Origin of the sequence: Micromonospora sp. WMMD735, assembly GCF_049178995.1 — a bacterium.
GTDB lineage: Bacteria > Actinomycetota > Actinomycetes > Mycobacteriales > Micromonosporaceae > Micromonospora > Micromonospora wenchangensis.
Genome location: NZ_JBMHMJ010000002.1, coordinates 506,603 through 527,413, shown reverse-complemented (window position 1 = coordinate 527,413; position 20,811 = coordinate 506,603). Strand labels below are relative to the sequence as shown.

At 74.7% G+C, this 20,811-nt stretch carries 19 protein-coding genes and 1 pseudogene; 8 read left to right on the top strand and 12 right to left on the bottom strand.

Annotated features, from left to right (window positions below; genetic code table 11):
* Positions 1-59 precede the first annotated feature (59 nt).
* Positions 60-2,672, top strand: a complete 2,613-nt coding sequence (locus ACN268_RS02335) for a CHAT domain-containing protein (protein ID WP_421481487.1) — start codon at positions 60-62, stop codon at positions 2,670-2,672.
* A 30-nt stretch (positions 2,673-2,702) separates the two neighbouring features.
* Here ACN268_RS02335 and ACN268_RS02330 read toward each other — a convergent pair whose 3' ends face one another.
* Positions 2,703-3,485 (bottom strand): inositol monophosphatase family protein, encoded by a 783-nt coding sequence (locus ACN268_RS02330; RefSeq protein ID WP_421481486.1) that lies wholly within the window; start codon positions 3,483-3,485, stop codon positions 2,703-2,705.
* A 279-nt stretch (positions 3,486-3,764) separates the two neighbouring features.
* On the opposite strand from ACN268_RS02330, the gene ACN268_RS02325 reads away from it, so the two are divergent.
* Positions 3,765-5,465, top strand: a complete 1,701-nt coding sequence (locus ACN268_RS02325) for an aminotransferase class V-fold PLP-dependent enzyme (protein ID WP_421481485.1) — start codon at positions 3,765-3,767, stop codon at positions 5,463-5,465.
* 85 nt (positions 5,466-5,550) lie between these two features.
* On the opposite strand, the gene ACN268_RS02320 is transcribed toward ACN268_RS02325, so the two are convergent.
* From ACN268_RS02320 to ACN268_RS02290, 7 genes are all read right to left on the bottom strand, one after another.
* The gene (locus ACN268_RS02320) at positions 5,551-6,141 is read right to left on the bottom strand and encodes a hypothetical protein (RefSeq protein WP_421481484.1); all 591 of its coding nucleotides are present in this window, start codon (positions 6,139-6,141) and stop codon (positions 5,551-5,553) included.
* A complete protein-coding gene (locus tag ACN268_RS02315) occupies positions 6,138-7,544 on the bottom strand; it encodes a hypothetical protein (RefSeq protein WP_421481483.1) in 1,407 nt (468 codons plus the stop codon). Before ACN268_RS02315 ends, ACN268_RS02320 begins: the two co-directional genes overlap by 4 nt.
* On the bottom strand, positions 7,541-8,341 hold the full coding sequence (locus ACN268_RS02310; protein ID WP_421481482.1) for an ABC transporter ATP-binding protein: 801 nt from the start codon (positions 8,339-8,341) through the stop codon (positions 7,541-7,543). The genes ACN268_RS02315 and ACN268_RS02310 overlap by 4 nt, the downstream gene beginning before the upstream one ends.
* Before the next feature lie 104 nt (positions 8,342-8,445).
* Complete coding sequence (locus ACN268_RS02305) at positions 8,446-9,249, bottom strand: hypothetical protein (RefSeq protein ID WP_421481481.1); 804 nt, start codon at positions 9,247-9,249, stop codon at positions 8,446-8,448.
* The gene (locus ACN268_RS02300) at positions 9,246-9,803 is read right to left on the bottom strand and encodes an RNA polymerase sigma factor (RefSeq protein WP_421481480.1); all 558 of its coding nucleotides are present in this window, start codon (positions 9,801-9,803) and stop codon (positions 9,246-9,248) included. The genes ACN268_RS02305 and ACN268_RS02300 overlap by 4 nt, the downstream gene beginning before the upstream one ends.
* A 150-nt stretch (positions 9,804-9,953) precedes the next feature.
* Positions 9,954-11,804: a putative bifunctional diguanylate cyclase/phosphodiesterase gene (locus tag ACN268_RS02295; protein WP_421481479.1), complete on the bottom strand. Its 1,851-nt coding sequence runs from the start codon at positions 11,802-11,804 to the stop codon at positions 9,954-9,956.
* The gene (locus tag ACN268_RS02290) at positions 11,801-12,607 is read right to left on the bottom strand and encodes an SAM-dependent methyltransferase (protein WP_421486791.1); all 807 of its coding nucleotides are present in this window, start codon (positions 12,605-12,607) and stop codon (positions 11,801-11,803) included. The genes ACN268_RS02295 and ACN268_RS02290 overlap by 4 nt, the downstream gene beginning before the upstream one ends.
* A gap of 410 nt (positions 12,608-13,017) precedes the next feature.
* Between ACN268_RS02290 and ACN268_RS02285 the strand changes: the two are divergent.
* A pseudogene (locus tag ACN268_RS02285) lies at positions 13,018-14,096 on the top strand (sporulation protein).
* 137 nt (positions 14,097-14,233) lie between these two features.
* Positions 14,234-14,404 carry a hypothetical protein gene (locus ACN268_RS02280; protein ID WP_168222526.1) on the top strand — a complete coding sequence of 57 codons (171 nt, stop codon included), beginning with the start codon at positions 14,234-14,236 and terminating at the stop codon, positions 14,402-14,404.
* A 119-nt stretch (positions 14,405-14,523) separates the two neighbouring features.
* On the opposite strand, the gene sigJ is transcribed toward ACN268_RS02280, so the two are convergent.
* Positions 14,524-15,468 carry an RNA polymerase sigma factor SigJ gene (sigJ, locus tag ACN268_RS02275; protein WP_421481478.1) on the bottom strand — a complete coding sequence of 315 codons (945 nt, stop codon included), beginning with the start codon at positions 15,466-15,468 and terminating at the stop codon, positions 14,524-14,526.
* 221 nt (positions 15,469-15,689) lie between these two features.
* Here sigJ and ACN268_RS02270 point away from each other — a divergent pair, with 221 nt between their 5' ends.
* The 3 genes from ACN268_RS02270 to ACN268_RS02260 all read left to right on the top strand — a co-directional run bounded on the left by ACN268_RS02270 (position 15,690) and on the right by ACN268_RS02260 (position 16,816).
* The gene (locus tag ACN268_RS02270) at positions 15,690-15,992 is read left to right on the top strand and encodes an antibiotic biosynthesis monooxygenase (protein ID WP_421481477.1); all 303 of its coding nucleotides are present in this window, start codon (positions 15,690-15,692) and stop codon (positions 15,990-15,992) included.
* Positions 15,993-16,215: 223 nt separating this feature from the next.
* Positions 16,216-16,374 carry a hypothetical protein gene (locus ACN268_RS02265; RefSeq protein ID WP_421481476.1) on the top strand — a complete coding sequence of 53 codons (159 nt, stop codon included), beginning with the start codon at positions 16,216-16,218 and terminating at the stop codon, positions 16,372-16,374.
* A gap of 79 nt (positions 16,375-16,453) precedes the next feature.
* The gene (locus ACN268_RS02260; RefSeq protein ID WP_421481475.1) at positions 16,454-16,816 is read left to right on the top strand and encodes a hypothetical protein; all 363 of its coding nucleotides are present in this window, start codon (positions 16,454-16,456) and stop codon (positions 16,814-16,816) included.
* 51 nt (positions 16,817-16,867) lie between these two features.
* Here ACN268_RS02260 and ACN268_RS02255 read toward each other — a convergent pair whose 3' ends face one another.
* Complete coding sequence (locus ACN268_RS02255) at positions 16,868-17,245, bottom strand: hypothetical protein (RefSeq protein ID WP_421481474.1); 378 nt, start codon at positions 17,243-17,245, stop codon at positions 16,868-16,870.
* 499 nt (positions 17,246-17,744) lie between these two features.
* On the opposite strand from ACN268_RS02255, the gene ACN268_RS02250 reads away from it, so the two are divergent.
* On the top strand, positions 17,745-18,374 hold the full coding sequence (locus ACN268_RS02250) for a DUF4291 domain-containing protein (protein ID WP_421481473.1): 630 nt from the start codon (positions 17,745-17,747) through the stop codon (positions 18,372-18,374).
* Positions 18,375-18,505: 131 nt separating this feature from the next.
* On the opposite strand, the gene ACN268_RS02245 is transcribed toward ACN268_RS02250, so the two are convergent.
* Positions 18,506-20,029 carry a hypothetical protein gene (locus tag ACN268_RS02245; protein WP_421481472.1) on the bottom strand — a complete coding sequence of 508 codons (1,524 nt, stop codon included), beginning with the start codon at positions 20,027-20,029 and terminating at the stop codon, positions 18,506-18,508.
* Positions 20,026-20,580: a hypothetical protein gene (locus tag ACN268_RS02240; RefSeq protein ID WP_421481471.1), complete on the bottom strand. Its 555-nt coding sequence runs from the start codon at positions 20,578-20,580 to the stop codon at positions 20,026-20,028. The genes ACN268_RS02245 and ACN268_RS02240 overlap by 4 nt, the downstream gene beginning before the upstream one ends.
* Between the last annotated feature and the right edge of the window lie 231 nt (positions 20,581-20,811).

Sequence of the window (20,811 nt, the reverse complement as noted above, 5' to 3'; positions counted from 1 at the left end):
ATTCCCGCGATGGATTCTCGACGTTGACTCGCGGCTGTTCGTCGTGGACTCTCTAGGGCATGCCCGACAGCACCGGTTGCGGTGCCGCGGCGGCCCAGGCGGCGCTCGACGCCGTCCAGCGATACCCACCCGAGGCGATCAGCATCGCCCAGCGGGTGCTCGCCAGCCAGACCGCCGACGACGACGAGCGCTCCACCGCCGAGCGGGCCATCGGGCTGGCCCTGCGCGAACTCAACGACCTGCCCGGCGCGCTGCGCCACCTGCGCCGGGCGGTACGGGTGTCCGGCACCCCCCGTACCCGGGCGCTGGCCCGGATGAGCCTCGGGTACGTGCTGGCCAACGCCGGTCGTACCGCTGCCGCGCTGCGGGCGGTGACCGCCGCGCTGCCCCAGCTCACCGGTGCCGACGCCGGCCGGGCCCGGATGCAGCGGGGGGTGGTGCTGCACTACCGCGGGCGCTACGCCGAGGCGGTGCGCGACTACGGCATCGCCATCGACATCGCCCAACGCGAGAACGATCCGCTGCTGGAGGCGCGCGCCCGCAACAACCGGGGACTGCTCAACGCGCACCGGGGTGCCTCAGGTGGCCCCGGCGACGACCTCTCCCGGGCGGCGGCGGTCTTCCACCGGCTCGGGCTCGACCTCGCCGCGGCCGACGCCAGGTGGAACAGCGGCATCGCCGCCGGGCAACGCGGCGAGATCGCCGTCGCGCTGCGCTGCTTCGCCGACGTCGACGAGGAGTACCGCCGGCTCGCCGTCCCGCGTCCGGCGCTGCTGCTGGACCGGTTCGAGCTGCTGCTGTCGGTGCCGTTGCTCGACGAGGCGGTCGGGGTGGCCGCCGCCGCGGTACGGGAGCTGCACCGCCGGGGCATGGCCTCGGACCTCGCCGAGGCGCTGCTGGCCCAGGCCCGCGCCGCGCTGCTCGCCGACGACCTGGACACCGCGACTGCGGCCGCAGCCCAGGCCCGGGTCAGGTTCCGGCGTCAGGGCCGCCGCACCTGGGCCGCCTTCGCCCGGCACGTCGAGCTGCGCGCGGAGTTCCGCCGGGGCACCCGGACGGCGGCGCTGCTCACCGCGATGGTGCGGACGGCCGACGAACTCGACGCCACCGGGTGGCCGGGGCCGGCGCTGACCACCCGCCTCGAAGCCGGCCTGCTGGCCGCCGCCTCGGGTCGCGTCGACCGGGCCGTGAGCCTGCTCGACGTGGCCGCGCAGGCCCGCCGTCGGGGCACCGCCTCCCGCCGCGCCCAGGGCTGGTACGCCCTGGCCCGGTCGCGTCGACTCACCGGTGACGACGCCGGGGCGGCCCGGGCGCTGCGGCGGGGGCTGGCCGTGCTGGACCGGCACCGCACGTCGCTCGGCGCCACGGAGCTGCGCGCCCACAGCGGCACGTACGGTCGGGAACTGGCCGCCGAGGGTCTCGACATCGCGGTGCGGGCCGGCTCCCCGGCCCGGACCCTGGCCTGGGCCGAACGCTGGCGGGCCAACACCCTGCGGATGCGTCCGGCGCTGCCCCCGGACGACCCGGACCTGTTCGCGGCGCTCACCGAACTGCGGCTCGTCAGCAGCCTGCTGGAGGACGAGGTGCTGGCGGGCCGGCCGGCGCACGCCCTGCGTGGTCGGCAGGCGCGGCTGGAGCAGCGCATCCGGGACCTGGCCCGCCGGGTGCCAGGTGGGACCGGTGTGGTGAAACCGCCGGGCGTGGGCGTGCTCGCCGGACGGCTCGGCGCCCGGGTGCTGGTCGAGCTGGTCGCCCACGGCGACCGGCTGCGGGCGGTGCTGGTCCGCGACGGTCGGGCCAGCCTGCACGACCTCGGTCCGCTGGCCGAGGCGGTGCACCTGACCCGGTGGCACCGGTTCGCGCTGCGCCGGCTGGTCACCACCGGCGACACGGCGACCGCACGGGACGGGGCCGGGCACGCCGCCGCCGCACTGGACCGGCAGCTCTTCGATCCGCTGCGCCGGCACCTCGGCGACCGTCCCCTGGTGATCGTGCCGGTCGGGGCCCTGCACGCGGTGGCCTGGGCGGGTCTGCCGACCTGCGCCGGGCGTGCCGTGACGGTCGCCCCGTCGGCCACGGCCTGGCTGCGGGCGGACGACGGCGAACCCTCGGCCGGGCCGTCGGTGCTGGCCTGCGGGCCGCGCCTGCCGGCGGGTCAGGCCGAGGTGGGCCGGCTCGCGCAGGTGCTGCCGGGGGCGACCCTGCTCACCGGCGCGGACGCCACCGCCGACGCGTTGACCGCGGCGCTCGACGGGGCCGGTCTGGTCCACATCGCCGCGCACGGCACCTTCCGCGCCGACAATCCGCAGTTCTCCACCCTGGAGCTGGCCGACGGACCGCTGTTCGCCTACGAGTGGGAGCGGGTCACCCGTCCGCCCGGCTGTGTGGTGCTGTCCGCGTGCGACTCGGGACTGACCGGGGTCCGCCCCGGCGACGAGGTCATGGGTTTCACCGCCGTGCTGCTCGGACTGGGTGCCCGGTGCCTGGTCGCCACCGTGCTGCCGGTGCCGGCCGACCCCACCACCGCGCTGATGCTCGACCTGCACCGACGGATGCGGGCCGGGCTACGCCCGGCGCAGGCGCTCGCCGACGCCCAACGGGCCTTCGTCGCCTGCGGCGACGGCACCGCCGCGGCCACGGCGGCGGCGTTCGTCTGTCTCGGTGCCGGGTGACGCCCCGACCGTCAGCGCGGCCGGTGCGGGTCACCCCAGCGCCGCGACCCGGGGACGCAGGCCGTCGATCAGCTCCGGTGGCGCGGCGAGCACCCGGCTGCCGCTGACCTCGACCGCGACGCCGGCCTCGACGGCGATCACCTGACCGGCCGCCCAGTCCCAGCGGAACGTGCGGTCCTCGACGTAGGCGTCGCAGCGGCCCGCCGCGATCCAGGCCAACGCCAGCGCCGTCGAGCCCAGCATCCGCACCCCGCGTACGTCACCGGCCAGGTCGGTGACCACGGCCGCCTGCACCCGGCGGTGGGCGACGTCGTAGGCGTAGCCGGCGGCGAGGACGACCTCGCCGAGGGTGACACCGGCGCGCCGGGTCAGCGGGGTGCCGTTCAGGGCCGCGCCGCCGCCCCGGACGCCGCAGAAGGTCTCGTCGTGGACCGGGTCGTGGACCACCCCGACGACGGGCCGCCAGCCGTCCGGGGTCTGCTGCTCGCAGGCGACGCTGACGCACCAGAACGGTATCCCCGAGACGTAGTTGACGGTGCCGTCGAGGGGGTCGAGGACCCAGCGCAGCCCGGAGTCGCCGACGTGGTCGCTGCCCTCCTCGGCGAGGATGCCGTCGCCGGGGCGGCGGGCACGCAGCAGCTCGACGATGCGCGTCTCGCTGGCCCGGTCCGCCTCGCTGACCAGATCGGTGGGAGCGGTCTTGTAGTCGACGCGGCCGTGGTCGCCGAAGCGCCGCAGCAGTTCCCGGCCACCGAGGCGGGCCGCCTCCTCGGCGACCCGCCGGCAGTCGTCCAGCTCGGCAGCGGTCGCCATCGCGTCCTCCTCGGGTCGTCGGCAGGGCCGGTGGAGATCGTCGCACCCGCACGGGCGCGGGCACCAGGTGGACCCGGGCGGCAGGTGCCGCAGCGGGCCGGACGCCGGTGGTGACACCGGGCCGCCCCGGACCGGGTGGCGGCGTCGGACCCCGGACACCGGGCGGCGAGCGGCAGGACCGGCCGGTCGGGCACACTGTGGACAGCGGTCGGGGAACCGACGCTCGCCGACATCCCGTCGACCCGCCCCGTCGCCATCGCCGTGGGGAGGCAGCGCGACATGGGTACGGTCGACACAGAGCGGCTGCTGGCGCGGATCCGCGACGGGGTCGTCGGCGAGGGCGAGGTGCTGGACGGCCCGTACGGGCCACGCCGGATCACCTACGCCGACTACACCGCCTCCGGTCGGGCGCTGGACTTCGTGGAGGACACCGTCCGGGACTGGGTCCTCCCCCGCTACGCCAACACCCACACCGAGAGTTCCGCCACCGGCCGGGCGACGGGACGGTTGCGGGAGGACGCCCGGCGGACGATCCTCGACGCCGTCGGCGGCACCGACGACCATGCGGTGATCTTCTGCGGTGCGGGGGCGACGGCGGCGGTCGACAAGCTGGTGGGCGTGCTCGAACTGCGGCTGCCCGACGGGCCGACGCGCCGCCACGGCCTGCTGGACGCCATCGCCCCGCAGCAGCGCCCGGTGGTCTTCGTGGGCCCCTACGAGCACCACTCCAACGAGCTGCCGTGGCGGGAGACGTACGCCGACGTGGTCGTCATCGGTGCGGACGCCGACGGGCACATCGACCGGGCCGAGCTGGCCGAGCGGCTGGTCCGGTACGCGGACCGCCCGCTGCGGGTCGGCAGTTTCTCCGCCGCCTCGAACGTCACCGGCATCCTGTCCGACACCGACGCGGTCGCGGCGTTGCTGCACGCCCACGGGGCGCTGTCGTGCTGGGACTACGCGGCCGCCGGCCCGTACGTGCCGATCCGGATGGGCGAGTCGACGCCGGGTGCCGCAGACGGCAAGGACGCGGTGTTCCTGTCCCCGCACAAGTTCGTCGGCGGCCCGCAGACCCCCGGCGTGCTGGTGGTGCGGCGGGATCTGATGCGCAACCGGGTTCCGGTGGTCCCCGGTGGCGGCACCGTGGCGTTCGTCGACCCGGTGGGGCACCGGTATCTCGACGATCCGGTGGCCCGTGAGGAGGGTGGCACGCCGGCGATCGTCGAGTCGATCCGGGCGGGCCTGGTGTTCGCCCTCAAGCAGTCCGTCGGCACCGACGTCATCGCCGACCGTGAGGAGCGGCTGTGGTCGCGGGCGCTACGCCGCTGGTCGACGAACCCGGGGATCGTGGTGCTGGGCAACCCCCGGGCGCGGCGGCTGCCCATCGTGTCGGTGCAGATCCGCCACGGTGCCCGCCACCTGCACCACAACTTCGTCGTGGCGCTGCTCAACGACCTGTTCGGCATCCAGGCCCGGGGTGGGTGCTCCTGCGCGGGCCCGTACGGGCACCGCCTGCTCGGCATCGACGAGGAACGGTCCCGGGCGTTCCGGGTGGAGATCGCCCGGGGGTGCGAGGGGATCAAGCCGGGGTGGACCCGGATCACCTTCGGCTACTTCCTGTCCGACCAGGTCGCCGACTACCTGATCGACGCCGTCGACCTGGTCGCCCGGCAGGGGCACCGGCTGCTGGCCGACTACCACTTCGACGCCCGTACCGGCCTGTGGCAGCACCACCGGGGGCCGGGCCGGTCGGTGGGCCTGGCCGACCTGGCCCGGCTGGTGACCGGCGGGGAGCAGCCGGCGGCGCGCCGGCGTCGGGCCGGGGAGGATGCCCTGGCCGGCTACCTGCACGAGGCGCGGGAGATCCTGGCCGGCCGCCGGGACCAGGTCGACGAGGGGCCCACCGGTCTGCCGGCCGGCGTGGAGGCGTTGCGCTGGTTCCACCTCCCGCCGGCCTGCACCGCCGCCGCGTCGCCGCGCTGACCGGGCGTCGCGCCCCGCCCGGCCGCCCGGTCGTCCCCCGCCGCGTCCGGCGGCGGTTCCTGCCCGCCGCCGGACGCCCGAGCCGCTACTCCGCCGGGTCGGTGCGGGCGGGGCCGGCGACCGCGTAGACGACCAGCCCGGCGAGGGCGAACGCCACCGCGATCACCGTGGCGGCCCGACTGTCGGTCGGCTGGCCCTGCCAGGTGGCGACCGCTCCCCAGGTGCCTTGCTGCGGGTACATGGCCGCGATGGTGGTCCAGCCCACCGGCAGGAACCAGGACCGGGCGGCGCCGACCACGCTCGTGCACAGCGCGGTCAGGCCGAGCAGCCCGGCGGTGTCACGGACCACCAGTGCGGCCGGCCCGAACCGGGCTCCGGTGTGCAACGTGGCGAGCAGTACCGCGAGGACGATCACCCCGCCGGCGAGCAGGTGCGCGCCGCGTCGCCAGGACCACCGCAGTGACGCCGTCCGGTCCAGGTTCGCGTCCGGGCCGACGAGGGTGGGGGCGAGCGTCGCGACCATCATCAGGACGGTCAGCACGACCAGCAGCGGGGTGGCGTCGCGGTCCTTGGCCAGGGCCCGGTAGAGCACCCAGGCCACCGCGGCGCCGCCGACCGCCGCGGCCAGGGCCACGGGTACCCGGCGTGAGCGCAGGTAGAGCAGCGTCCCGGTCACCTGGCGCTCCGGGACAGCAGGCCCTCGGAGTCCCGGCAGGCCCGCACGGCGTCGCGGACGGCCGTGACCCGGGCCACCGCCTCCGCCTCGGGCAGCGCCCGCAGGCCCTGCCACAGGGTCTTCGCCCCGGTGGTGATCGCCGGGTCCTCCTCGATCATGCCGGGAACCAGCCCGACGTCCGAGCGCGGCTCACGGCCCATGAGCCAGTACGCCGCCGCCCGTTCGACCGTCTCGTTGCGGTTCTGGCAGTCGTAGTCGTACGGGACGCCCAGGCTTCTGACGACGTCGAGGACCACGAGGTCGGGGTGGGCGAGCCGGCCCCGCTTGTCGATCCGGACCTCGATCGTGACGACCCCGTTCCGGGCGGCCGGCTGCTCCTGGCGGTACCCGATCGTGCGGGTGTCCTCGTGCACGACGGTCGGCGAGTCCGGTAGTTTCGCCAGCGCCGCGAGGCCCTCCCGGGCCCGCGGGGTGATCGTGTCGAGCACGTTGGCGTGGACCCGGCTGACGCACACCGTCGGGGTGTCGTCGGTGCAGACCAGTTCCCGCGCGACCGGGTCGACCGGCCAGGTGAGCATGTCCCGGTCGGTGGGGAGGATCGTCGTCGCCACCCCGACCCCGAGCAGCACCGGCAGCACCGCCATCACCCGCAGCCGCCAGCCGTCGGCGACGAACAGCAGCAGGCCGGTGACGGCGAGCGTGATCATCGAGATCGCCAGCGCGCCGCTGACCCGGTTGTCGATGGTCTGGTACTCGTGGAAGCCGCCGGAGCCGTGCGCCGGGGAGATCGCCGCGGCCAGCCGCTCCGGGGTCGAGACGGTGCTGAAGAAGACCAGCAGCACACCGCCCACCGCCAGCGCCGGGGCGGTCACCAGGGCGGGCAGCAACCGCCCGATGCCCAGTCCGAGCCACGCCGCGGCGACCAGGGACAGCGCGCCGACCGCGGTGACGACGACGAAGTTCGGCAGCGGCACGTACGAGGCGGTGTTGACGATCCAGGCGATGCCCGCCGCGGTCACCACGAGGTAGGCGACCACGAGGGTGAGGGCCATCGTGCCGAGCACCGGCAGCATCCGGGCGGTGCGGGGGCGGGCGGTGGTGGCGAACAGCTCGCCGACCTTCGCCCGGTGTTCCCGGCGGCCCTGCCAGGCCCCGGCCGCGAGGGCGAGCGGCCACATCAGGAGCAGGTACTCCCGGATGGCCAGGGCCAGGGCCATCCAGCCGGTCGACCAGCGGCCGGTCGCCACGTACAGCGACCCGACCCCGATCACCACCGTGATCGCCGCGGCTCCGAGTGCGGCGGAGCGGCGCAGTTCGATCCCCATGACGCCCACCCGGGCACCCCGCTTCCCCTCGGGCCGCCGGGCGGCGGCAGTCTGCGTGTCGGCGGTCCGCCCGCTCATCGGGTGGCCTCCGCACGGTGCTGACGCAGCAGCGCCGAGTAGCCCCGCTCGGCCGGGCTGTCACCGGCGTGACCCGCGTCGCCCTGCGCGGCCAGCACCTCGGGCGTGCCCCGCCACACCAGGCGGCCCTCGTTGACCAGGACGACGTCGGTGCAGGCCGCCACCACGTCCTCGACCAGGTGGGTGGAGACCAGCACGCAGGTGTCGCCGCCGAGGTCGCGCAGCAGCTCCCGGAAGTCGAGCCGTTGTTCCGGGTCGAGGCCGACGGTCGGCTCGTCGAGCAGCAGGAGCCGTGGGTCGTTGACGATGGCCTGGGCGATGCCGGCCCGGCGCAGCATGCCGCCGGAGAGGGTCTTCATCCGGGCGTCGGCCTTGGCGGTGAGCCCGACCCGGTCGATGGCCCGCTGCACCGCCGCGGCGACGCCCGCCTTGGGCATCTCCTTGAGCCAGGCCATGTAGCCGACGAACTCCCGCACGGTGAACCGGGGGTAGTAGCCGAAGTGCTGCGGCAGGTAGCCCAGGTCACGACGGACCGCCCGCAGCTCGGAACGGCCGTCGACGGGGTGTCCGAGCAGGGTCAGCCGGCCGCCGGCCGGGGACACGACGGTCGCCAGGGCGCGCATCAGGGTGGTCTTGCCCGCGCCGTTGGGGCCGAGCAGTCCGTGTACGCCGGTGGGCAGGGCCAGGTCGAGGCCGTTGACGGCGAGGTACCGGCCGGCCCGGACCTGGAGGCCCTCGGCGTGGATCGCCCAGGGATGGGTGGTGGTGGTCGTTTCGACCGCGCTCACCGCACGCATCGTCGCTGTCTCCTTCGATAATTGCCAGGGCAGGGTGGCGGTCCGGCCCGGTGGCCGTACCGCTGCGTCAGGTCAGGGGTGGGGGTCAGTCAGGTCAGGGGGGATCAGTCGCGGTGGGACAGCCGCCGGAAACCGTCGACCCGGAGCAGGGCGACGACGGTCAGGGCGGCCGTGACGAGCGCCCACGTGCGGGCGCTGTCCGCGGACAGCACCACCGGCATCCGGGCGGCGAGCAGGCTGGGGGCGATCACCGCGAGCGTCCAGGCCGTCATGAGGCCGAGCGCGGCGCGGCGTACGCCGACAAGGGTACCCAACAGCAGGGTGGCGGCGGTGAACGCCAGGCAGGGCAGCAGCAGCAGCGCCATCGACGCCCCGGTCCCGGCACCGACCACGGCGAGCGCGGGGATGACGAACGCCAGCACCGCGGCCGTGCGTCGCAGCAGCATCGTCAGGCCGGCGGCGGGCGTCGCGGCGATCAACTCCCAGGCCGGGTCGGCCCGACGGTGCCAGGCGACCGCCACGCCGGGCAGCGGTGCCAGGGGCGCGATCAGCAGCACCACGGAGGGGAGGCCGACCCACAGCGCGCCGAGCAGCGCGGCGCAGCCGAGCACCGTCACCGTCATGACCAGCCAGGGCAGCAGGGTGCCGACGAACCAGCGGTGCCGGGCCACCGACCAGGGCCGGCTGCGGCGGGCCGGGGCCGGGGTGGCCGCCAACTCCCGGTCCAGGGCCGTGGCGACCATGTCGATCACGGCCCGGCTCTCCGCCGTGGTGCTGCCGGCCAGGCGGGCGCGGCAGTCGGCGCAGTCTTCGAGGTGGACCTCGATCGCCCAGACGCTGGCCTCGTCGAGACCGGGGTCGCCGGTGGCATAGCGGTCGATCTGGGTCAGGTTGGGGTGGGTGGTCATGACAATGCCTCCCGTAGCGCGACCCGGGCCCGGCGGACGCGGGACTTCACCGTGTTTTCCGGTACGCCGAGCAGCACCGACGCCTCGCGCGCCGAGAGCCCGTCGAGGACCGTGGCCCGCAGGGCGGCCCGGACCCCGGGTGGCAGGGTGAGCAGGGCCTGCTCCAGTTCCTGGCCGATCCGGGCGGACATCACCTCGTCCTCGGCGGCGGGGGCGGTGGCCGGCATCAGCTCCACCTGCGGCACCTGGCTGCGGCGGGCGCGGCGGCGGAACGCGTCGACCAGCCGGTGGGCGGCGATGGTCCACAGCCAGCCCACGGCGCTGCCCTGCGCCTCACCGCCGGTGCGTGCCCGGGTGCCGGCGAAGCTGCCCGCTGCCCGCCAGACCGCCAGGTAGGTGTCCTGGAGCACCTCGGCCACCACGTCCGGGTCGGCGCAGCGGCGCCGCAGGCGCACCTCCAACCACGGGGCAGTACGCCGGTAGAGCTCGTCGAACGCCTGGCGGTCGCCACGGGCGACGCGGCGTACGAGTTCACCCTCGTCGTCTGCTTCCATGTCTGTCCTCACACCTGGTAAGACGACGGCCGCACCGGATCGGGTCCCCAATCGGAGTGACCGGCGTCACATTGCTGCCGGGTCGGGCTCCCCCCATCCTGACGCACCCGCCCGGGTGGGTCGGCGGGCCGCCTGCCACGCCGCCGCAGGTCAGCGCTGCGGGGCCGGGAACGCCGGCAGGGCGGTGTCCCGGGACACCGTGTCGAGGTCGCGCTGCGCGAGAATGCTGGCGGTGATCTCCTCGGGCGGCACCGGACGGCCGAAGTGCCAGCCCTGCCCGTTGTCACAGCCGGTCGCGGCCAGCCGGTGGGCCTGCTGGGCGGTCTCGATGCCCTCGGCGGTCACCACCAGGCCGAGCCGGTGCCCGAGGGACACGACGGTACGCAGGAAGTCGTCGTCCGTGGCGGGACGGCGGGCCCCCGGCCGCCGGACCGGCTGCGCCGACGGGCGGGTCAGGCTGGCGTCGAGCTTGAGTCCGTGCAGCGGGAGGGAACGGAGGTTGGCCAGGTTCGCGTAGCCGATGCCGAAGTCGTCGATGACGACCCGGACACCGAGGGCCATCAGCGCCTCCAGGGACTCCGTCACCACGCCGGTCAGGTCGATCACGGTCTGTTCGGTGACCTCCAGCTGGAGCAGGTGGGGTGGCAGGCCCGTCCGGTCGAGGATCTGCGCCACCTCCCCGGCCAGGCCGTTGCGGCGGAGCTGGCGTACCGACACGTTCACGCTGACGTACAGCCCGGGTTGGATCCGCTGCCACCGGCTGGCCTGCCGGCACGCCTGCTCCAGCAGGTGGCGGCCGAGCGCCACCACGAGGCCGGTGTGCTCGGCGAGGTCGATGAACCGGGCGGCGGTCAGCAGGCCGAGCTGGGGGTGCCGCCAGCGGGCCAGGGCCTCCACGCCGGCCAGCCGCCCGGAGTGCAGCGCGGCGATGGGTTGGTAGGCGGCGATGAACTCACCACGGTGCAGCGCCGCGGGCATGGCCGCCGACAGTCGGTAGCGGGCCGCGTCGGCGGCGCTGCGGTCCTGGTCGAAGCGGCGCAGGGTGGCCTTCCCGTCGGCCTTGGCCCAGTGCAGCGCGATCTCGCTGTCCCGCAGCAGGCTTGCGCCGTCGTCGGCGACGCTGCCCTCGGCGACACCCGCGCTCGCCGTCAGGGGCACTTCGGTGTCGTTGACGTGGAACGGGGCGGCGAGCGTAGCCAGGGCCCGGTCGGCGATCTTGATGGCGTCCTCGGCGCAGGTGGTGTCGCGGACCAGGATCGCGAACCGGTCGCTGTCCAGCCGGGCCACCAGGTCGATCCGCGGGTCGGTGAGGGCGGCGAGGCGGTGGGCGATCTCGCGGAGCAGGAGGTCACCCACCTGGTGCCCGAGGACGTCGTTGACCGCGGCGAAGTCGTCGACGTCGAGGCAGCAGACCCCGACCCGGTCGACCGGCACGGCGGCGGAACAGAGGCGTCCCAGTTCCTCGGTGAACCGGGTCAGATTGGGCAGGCCGGTCAGCTGGTCGTGGGTGGCGAAGCGGCGGAACCGGGCCTCGCTGACCCGCAACGCCTCCTCGGCATGGGTGCGGGCGGCCAGCGCGGCCAGCCGGACGGTGTCCTGCTCCCGCAGGCTACGGTCGTGCGCGGCGGACGCGAAGCCCGCCGCGAGCTCGGCCAGCAGGCCGTTGAGCCGGGCGACGCGGCTGGGGTCGGCGGCGACGCCCAGCGCGGCGGGCAGCCGCGCGCCGATGACCGCGATCGTCCCGCCGAGCGCCTCCGGCGAGCCGAAGCCGGCCGCCACCAGATCGGCGCCGATCCGCTGGCCGTCGCCGGGCCGGACCGGGTCGGCGAGGACGGCGGTGACCAGCCGGGCGGCCAGCGCGCTGACGATCCGGTGCCGCTGCCCGGCGGTGATCGGCACGTAGTGGGCCCGGTGCAGGGCGGTGGCCCACGCCGTGACGAACCCCTCGACGCCGGGCCGGTGCCGGTCGTCGATTCCGTCGGCGTCGGGCCGATCGCTCACCTGCGGCGTCCGACTCCGACGTAGAAGCTCATCCGCTCCGGGTGCTCGCCGACCTCGGCCGGCGACTCGGGACGCCACAGCGGTGACCACACCACGCCGGGCTCCACCAGCTCCAGGCCGGCGAAGAAGTCCTCCACCTGGGCACGGGTGCGAGCGGTGACGGGCGTGTTGGTCCGGCCGCTGAGCCGGGTGCCCTCGCCCATCTCGTCCGGTCGGCTGTCGGTGGTGACGTGGCTGATCGCCACGCAACTGCCGGGGGCCAGGGCCGTCCACAGTCGCTTGATCAGACCGTACGGGTCGTCGTGGTCGGGGACCGCGTGCACCACCGAGACGAGCAGCAGGCCGACGGGCCGGTCGAGATCGAGCAGCCGGCGGGTCTCCGGATGGTCGAGGATGGCCTCCGGGTGGCGCAGGTCTTCGAGCAGGGCGACCGCGTTGGGCTGGCCGGCGAGGATGTGCGTGCTGTGCGTCACCGCCACCGGGTCGATGTCCACGTAGACCACCCGGGCGTCCGGGTCGACCTGCTGGGCGATCTCGTGCACGTTGCCGACGGTGGGGATGCCGGACCCGATGTCGAGGAACTGCCGGACGCCCTGGTCGAGCATGAACCGCACCGCGCGGTGCAGGAACTCCCGGTTCGCCCGCGCGACCAGGCGGAGATCGGGCACCGCGGCCAGTGCCTGGCGGGCGAACTCCCGGTCGACCTCGAAGTTGTGCGAGCCGCCGAGCCAGTAGTCGTAGGCTCGCGCCACGCTCGGCCGGCTGAGATCGACATCCGCTGGCGCCCACTCCGGCCGTTCCATCGCCACCCTTCCCACCGCCACCGTGACGTGACCGCCGCCACTATAGTCGGATATTTTCCACTCCCGCACCGCACCGCGATCACGATCCGGGGTCATGGCGCTGAGCCGCCACCCGTGTGTCCACACGGTACAGACATCGGCCGCAGCGCGCCCGGATCGGGTCGGGAGCGGACGGCGGCCCCACGCGGAGGCGACGGCCCCACGCGGAGGCGACGGCCCCACGCGGGGCGACGGACCGTGGCGGCCACGGGCCCGGTCCACTCAGCCACCGTCCAGGTTGCGTTGGTAGCTTGCCGGCCCGTCGGCTTACACAGTGGGTTCCGGTGGAGTCTTTGTTGGACAACGGTTTCGTGCACATCGCGTCTGGTCCGTGGTCACCGCGCGCCCGACGGCCGTCGAGGAAGAGGTTCGTGGTGTTCAAGAAGATGCTGGGTGCGTTCGGGGTGGGCGGCCCCAGCGTCGATGCGGTCCTGTCCAATCCGAGCACCCGGCCGGGGCTGACGCTCGCCGGCCAGGTGAACCTGACCGGCGGCAGCCACGACGTGGAGATCGACCAGATCACCGTCGGTCTGGTCACCCGGGTCGAGATGGAGGGCGCGGAGGAGGAGTACGACGCGCTCGTGGAGTTCCACCGGGTGCCGGTCGCCGGTGGCCTGTTCCTGCGCGAGGGCAGCAGCTCAGCCTGCCGTTCCAGGTGGCGGTGCCGTGGGAGACGCCGGTGACCGAGCTGAACGGGCAGCACCTGCCCGGCCTGACGATGGGTCTGCGTACCGAGGTTGCCGTCCGGGGTGCGGTCGACAAGGGCGACCTCGACCCGGTGTACGTGCACCCGCTGCCCGCCCAGGAGCGCGTCCTGGAGGCGTTCGGCCGACTCGGCTTCACGGTGAAGGCGGCCGACCTCGAACGGGGCCACCTCTCGGGGCTGCACCAGACGCTGCCGTTCTACCAGGAGATCGAGTACTACGCGGCACCGCAGTACGCCCATGCCGTCAACGAGGTCGAGCTGACCTTCGTCGCCAACGAGCACGGCGTGGACGTCGTACTGGAGTTGGACAAGCACGGTGGCCTGTTCACCGGCGGACACGACTCGTACGGCAGGCACCACGTCGCCCACGGCGACGCGCACGGCGACTGGACCGCGCAGGTCGACGGCTGGCTCCGGCAGGCGGTCGACGGCCGGCAGGCCCCCCACGCCGGCTCCGGCTACGCCCCGGCCCACGGGACGCCCGGCTACCCGCCGCCACCCCCGCCGCCGGGCTACGGCGCACCCGCCTACGGGCAGCCTGCTTACGGACAGCCCGGACACGGGCACGCGGGGTACGGGCATCCCGGCGGTCACCACCAGGAGGGGCACCACGATCACGACGGTCCCGGCATGGGTGCGGTCGCCGCCGGTGTGGTCGGTGGCGCGGCTCTCGGCTTCGCCGGCGGCATGATCGCCGACGAGATCTTCGACGACGAGGACGGGGGTGGCGACGAGGACGCCTGATCCCCTGCCCGGTGGCCCGGGACCACCCCGGGCCGCCGGGCACCCGCCCGCGCCGACCCGCCGCCGGGCGGACCGCGACGACGCCGGCACGGCCCCGCCGACAGGCGCGACCGACCGTCGTGCCGGATAATTGCCCGATGACAAATCCTGACCTCGACCCGGACGTGTACCCACCCCTCGACCCCCGCGAGCCGGTGCCGGACGACGTCGGCGAGCTTCTCCCCGACACGCCCGGCGAGCTGCCGGAGGCCCCGGTCGAGCCGATGCCCGACGACGGCGATCCGGGAGGCGTGCCCGAGCCGGCCTGACGGCAGACCCTCACGCCGGCCGGCCGGCCGAACGACCGGCCGCCGTCCCCGTCGGCGCGGGTGACGGTCGGGACACCCCGGCGGTGGGATCGCCCCCGTGCCGACCCCGGGGGCACCGCTCAGCGGCCGCGACCTGTGGGAACGTGTCGCCACCGGGCGAGCTTGCCGGGGTTGCGGACCACCCACAGGTGCCCGATCCGGCCACTGCCGGTCGCGGCGAACGCGAGCACGGCGAGGGTACGGCCGTGCCGGTCGGTGGCGACCAGGCCCGGTTCGCCGTTCACGGACGCCTCGTCGACGAGCAGGTCGGGTTGCCGGTCCCGCACGCCCAGTAGGAAACCGGCGATGGCCTGCGGCCCGTGCAGCGGTACGACGGAAGCCGAGACGAGGCCGCCACCGTCGGTGATCGCGGTGGCGTCCGGATCGAGCACGTCGACCAGGGCGGCGAGGTCGCCGGTCTGCCAGGCGGACCGGAACGCCCGTACGGTCGCCGCGTGCTCGGCCGGACGCACCGGCGTACGGCGCTGCTCTCGGACCCGACGCCGGGCCGACGAGGCGAGCTGCCGGCACGCGGCCGGGGTACGGCCGACGATCCCGGCGATCTCGGGGTAGGTGAACCGGAACACGTCGTGCAGCACGAAGGCGACCCGCTCGGCCGGGGTCATCGCCTCCAGCACCACCAGCAGGGCCATCGACACGGAGTCGTCCAGGCTCACCCGGTCGGCGGGGTCGACCACCGTCGAGGTTTCCCGGCTGCTCCAGCCGGTCACCGGGAGGGGTTCCGGGAGCCACTCGCCGACGTACCGCTCCCGGCGGGCCCGCGCCGTCGTGAGCATGTCGAGCCCGATGCGGCTGGCGGTCCTGATCAGCCAGGCGCGGGGGTTGACGACGGCGTCGCGTTCCCCGTCGCTGAGCCGGTGCCAGCGCAGGTAGGTCTCCTGCACGGCGTCCTCGGCGTCGGCGAGCGAACCGAGCAGGCGGTAGCTGAGCCCCAGGAGCACACCACGCTCGCGGGTCACCGGGTCCGGCGTCCCCGGGTGGCCCGGCACGGCGTGAGGCGGCACCTCTGCTCCCTCCCCCGGGCCGACGCGTCGACCGTCGCGCGCCGCCCACCGCTATCGGATCACGCCCGGCACGACGGGGACCGCCTGACAGTTCGCCGTCCCGCGTCGTCTACCTCACAGAGCGGGCGGGTCCCGTCCGCTCACCGGCAGCTCCACGCGGCGTCGGGTGCGGCCCGCCGTGGCGGCACCACCCGCACGGAGCCCGAACGAAGGAGAAGACGATGTCCGACCCCGTCACGTTCGTCAACGTCATCGACGTCGACCCGTCCCGGCAGCAGGAGCTGATCGACCTGCTGGTCGAGGGCACCGAGAAGGTGGTGGCCCGGCGGCCCGGTCTCGTCTCGGTCACCCTGCTCGCCAGCCTCGACCGGACCCGCGTCGTCAACGTCGCCCGGTGGCGCAGCGCCGACGACGTCAGGGCCACCCAGGCCGACCCCGAGGCTGCCGGGTACGCCCGGCGGACGGCCGCGCTCGCCCAGGCCGACCCCGGTCTCTACACCGTCGTCGGCGAGTTCACCCCGTGACCCCGACGGGGGCGGGCCCCGGCCGCCCCCGGAGCCGGAGTGGGACTGCGCCGGCGGCCAGGCCGTTCCCGGCCGGCGCCGACGTCCGCCCGGTCGGATAGTCGCCACCGGTGGTGCCCGGCCCAGCCCGGCCGGGCACCACCGGTGGCGACCGCGCTCGTGCGAGCCGGAAGGCGTGTCGGGTCGGGCCGCCCGAGGATCTGACCGCCATCTCAACGCATCGGTGTCCGTCCTCGGCGGAACCGGCGTCCTCCTCGCCGCCGTCGCCCTCGTCGTCGTGGTCACCGGCCCGACGCCGGTCCTGGGCACCCGGTGGTACTGGTTCTGGTTGATCTTCCTCGGCCCGTACGGCCTCGGGCTGCTGCTCTGGACGGCCCCCTAGCAGCGCGGTCCGTCCGGGTGCCGGCCGACGCGGGTCCGATCGGCCCTCGGAAACGACCGGAGTGCGGCACAATGCGCCCATGACCTCCACCGGATCGTCGCGGCTGTCGTTGTGGTCCACCGACTCGGTGTTGTCGATCGGGTCGCGGGGCTCGGTGCTGTCCATCGGCAGCGTCGGCTCGATCGCCTCCGTCGGCAGCGTCGGCTCCGCCGGATCGGTGCTGTCCATCGGGTCGGCGCTCTCGGTCGGGTCTGCTCTGGCGTGGCGGTCCCGCTGGTCGTTGCTGGCCGACCGTTCCTCGGGGGTCGCGATGGGTTCCCGCGCGAGCGCCCGCGCGCTGGTCGGTCCGTCGGCGATGGTGGCGGCCGTGGCGTTGGCCGCCTACGCCGGCTACCTCCTGACGCGCAGCCGCCGACCGGACGACGGCCGTCGGGGACGGTGACGCCACCCGGGCCGGCGGGGCTGCCTCACCGTTGTGCACTCCCGGGCCGGGTCAGCAGTTGCCGATCTCGTCGGTGCGCGTCACCGCCGCCGAGGTGAGCGGCTCGCCCGGCACCTCGGCGACGGAGTGGGGCGCTCCGTCGTACTTCGCGAGATCCTTGGCGAACGCGTCGCTGACGAGGAAGACGTGCAGTTCGAAGCGCCGTCCCGGCGACGTCTGGTCGCCGACGACGACCCGCCTGGCCTGCCAGCTGTGCGGGGTGGGGAAGTGCAGCGGTTTCTCGTAGAAGTAGCTCGCACCGGCCGGGCGGACGAACAGCACGGCGGTTCGGCCGGCCGGCGGCTCGTCCCCCGTGCCGAAGACGTCCAGGCAGTTCGGCACCACCGTCGCGACGGTGATCGCGAACCGCACCGTCGGCGTCCTGGTCACGGTCGGAACGACCGTGGGCGTCGGCGTCCTGGTCACGGTCGGAACGACCGTGGGCGGCGGTGTCCGGGTGGGAGGTGGGCTGCCCGGTGTCGTCGATGCCGTCGGGGTGGCCGGTGGGCTCGGCGGGTCGGTCGGCTCCGGCGTCCCGGGTGGACCTGCCGTCGGTTCCGGCGGTGTGGTGACGCCTGCCGCAGATTCGGACGCCGCCGGTGTCTCCTTGGTGACGGTGAGGTACGCCGGCACCGCCGCGATGACACCCGTGACCAGTGTGACAACCAGGCCGAGCCATCCCACCTGCTCAGCGGGCTTCAGCGCCCGCCACCACTGCCGCATACCCGCCCGCCTGGCTCGCCACCATCGCCGCATGCCCACCCTCCTACGTCGACAGACACCTGCCTGCAGTGAACACCGCGCGGGCAACACGGGCCCTCGTCCACACGGGGTCGACGGGCGCGGAATCCGGTGGACCGGTCGGGTCCTGGTCGTCGAGGATCGGCGGGTGTCCGTTCCCGTACGCCAGATCCGTGCCCGCCACACGGCCACGACCGTCACCGTGTACCAGGCGTACCCACCCGACATCGCGGTGCCGGCGGTGGCCGCCGGCCGTTTCGTGCCCCCCTTCAAGCGGGAGCGGATGACGTGGATCAAGCCGTCGTTCCGGTGGATGATGTACCGCTGCGGCTGGGCGACGAAGCCCGGCCAGGAGCGCGTGCTGTCCATCGAGATCACGCGGGCGGGGTTCGAGTGGGCGCTGGCCCGGGCCTGCCTGAGTCACTACGACCGTGACCTGCACGGTGACCGGGAGAACTGGTCACGGCAGTTGCGGACCAGTCCGGTCCGGGTGCAGTGGGACCCGGAGCGTTCGCTGCGGCTGGCCGCGTTGCCGTACCGCTCCCTGCAGGTCGGACTGTCCGGCGAGGCGGTCGACCGGTACGTCGACGACTGGACCGTCGCGGTCGAGGACGTCACCGCCACCGTCGAGCAGATCCGGGACCTGCTGCGCCGGGGTGACGAGCAGGCCGCGACGGCGCGGCTGCCCGTCGAACACGTCTATCCAATGCCGGACCGGATCGCGGCCGGCCTCGGGGCCGGCCCCGCCGATGAGCCCGACCGGCGGCACCGGCGGTGACAGCCGACCTGCTGCGACCCTGACCGCAACAGGTCAACCCACCCCACCCGCGCTCCGAGGTCCTCGGCCACCGCCGCACCGTGTGCCCTGGGGGCCGGGGCACACGGTGGACGCCAGGGGGCGCGCCCGGCTCAGGGCGGGAAGCCCGGTGGCCGGGGCCACTGTTCGGCCTCCGGGTCGGGTCGGTAGCCGGGTGGGGGTTGCCCGGTGGGCGGGCGTACCGGGGCCGGTGGCGCGGCGGACGGACCCGGAGGGTGTGCCCCGGCGGTGGGTGCAACCGGGGTGCCGGCCACCGACTGGCCGCCGCCCGGCGGGGGCGCAGCCGCCACGCCGACCACGGGCCGGGCCGCACCGGACCGGCCCGGAACACCGGGCGCGGACGCCGACGGGGTCGCGGGCCGTGGTGCCGGTGGCAGGGGGCCGTCGGGCTGCGGTCCCGGGAGCGCCACGGCGGCCCGGGGCCGCCAGACCGGTTCCGCGCCGATCAGGCTGCGGAAGTCGAACTGGCACTTCGGGCAGGTGCGCAGCGCCGTCTCGGCACGGCGGTCCCCGCACTTCTGGCAGTAGGTCACCACCGTCTCGTCGGCGTCCATCCCCTGGCAGCGGGGGCAGGCGAACGCGGGGCCCTTGTTGTTGAGCTGCACCAGCCGGCCGGCGAGCACGTAGGGCGTGACGAGGCCGCTGATGCTGCTGGCCAGGTCCCGGGTCCGCCGGGTGCGCTCCTGCATGCGTTCCATCTCCGGGTTGGCGACCTTCTCCAGCCGGCAGGTGGTGCAGGTACGCAGGGTCCGTACCGGCAGCAGCCCGCGCAGCCGCGCCTGCTGGTGCAGGAAGGTCACCGCCGGCACGTCCGCCGGATCGACGGTGATCCGGTCCGTCCCGCCCGCCGCGAGGCGTTCCTCGACCCGGAACACCAGCGACTGCACCTGCCCGACCAGCTTCGGCGGCATGCCACCCGGCCGGCTGACGATCAGCGTGCCGACCATCAACATGCCGTCGGCCAGCTCGGCGGGGACCTCGGCGACGGTGTCGGCCGTCTCGAACGTGAAGGTCGCGCCGCCGGTACGGGTGACCACCGCCTGCCGTTGCGCCGGCCCGTCGCCGTCGAGCAGCCGTCCCGCGTGCCGGGAGAGCGCCGCCTGCGCCCGGTTGGCCAGGCCGGCGGCGTGCTGCATCACCGCCACGTCACCCGGGCCTGTCTGCCGCCACCACGGGCCGAACGCGGCTGCGGCGGTCGGGTCGAGCCGGCCGAGCACGGCGTCGAAGGTGCTCAGCACCGACTCGAAGAGGCCGACGTACACCGAGGTCACACCCCAGTTCCGCCCCAGCCTGCCCGGCCAGCGGTCGACCAGCAGCACGCCGACCCGCACCCCGGGGCCGTCGGCCTCCAGGGTGACCCGCAGCAGCACCGGCACCTGCGTCGGCGAGAGGGTGACCCCGCCGAGGCGGGAGCCGCGTACCGCCTCCAGGAGGCTGAGCTGCTCGACCTTCAGGTCGAAGGCGAGATCGCGGATGCTGCGCAGCAGGTGCTGGCGGGCCACGCTCGGCGGTGCGCCGAGCCGACGGTGGACGCCGGCCGCCAGCCGGCCGGGCTCCAGCCCGGCCGCGACGGCCGGCGGCACGGCACCGGGTCCGCCGGGGTCAGCCCAGCTCATTCCGCTGCGTCGTAGGAGATGCTGGTGTCGAAGCTGGACGCCGCGTCGTACCCCCCGGCGTCGTACGAGGTGTCGTACGAGGTGCTGGCGTCGTAGGACGTGCTCGCGTCGTAGGACGTGCTCGCGTCGTAGGAGGTCGGGTCGTACGAGGTGCTGGTGTCGGTGCCGCTGGCGGCCCAGTCGACCTCGGCGGCGGCGGTCTCCACGTGGTCGGCGACGGCGTCGGAGTACTCGTCGGAGACCGTGTAGTTGTTCTCCGCGATGCTCGCGTGGTCGGCCGCCCGCGCCATGGCGCTCTCGGCGACCTCGACGTTGCCGGCCGCCGCGTTCTCCACGGCGTAGTCGGCCCAGTCCTGCGCGGATTCAGCCCAGTCGTCACCGCTGTCCGCGTGCCAGTTCGACCAGCCCTGGTCACTGACCGCGCCGCTGATCTCGCTCTCCACGATGGACGCCGACGGTTCCGGCAGCGCCGCCACCGCCTCGGTCAGGGTGGTGTCCCCGATCGGCGTGTCGGTGGTCAGGAAGTCGCTCCAGTCCGAGTCGGCACTCATGCTCTGATTCCCCAGATTCTGATGAACGGTGCGGTCAGCGGTCGTCGCCGGGTGGCCCGGCCGAACGACCAGAACTGTCCCACGCCCACGCCAGGGCCCGCGCGGTCGCGACGGCGGGGCCGCAGGGCGTCGGCCCAGGTCACGACGGGTGCCGGCCGCCGGGATGGCGATGGTGTCAACATGCCGACAGACCCGCTGGACGCCGTGCCGGCCCACCGGGTGGTCGGCGGT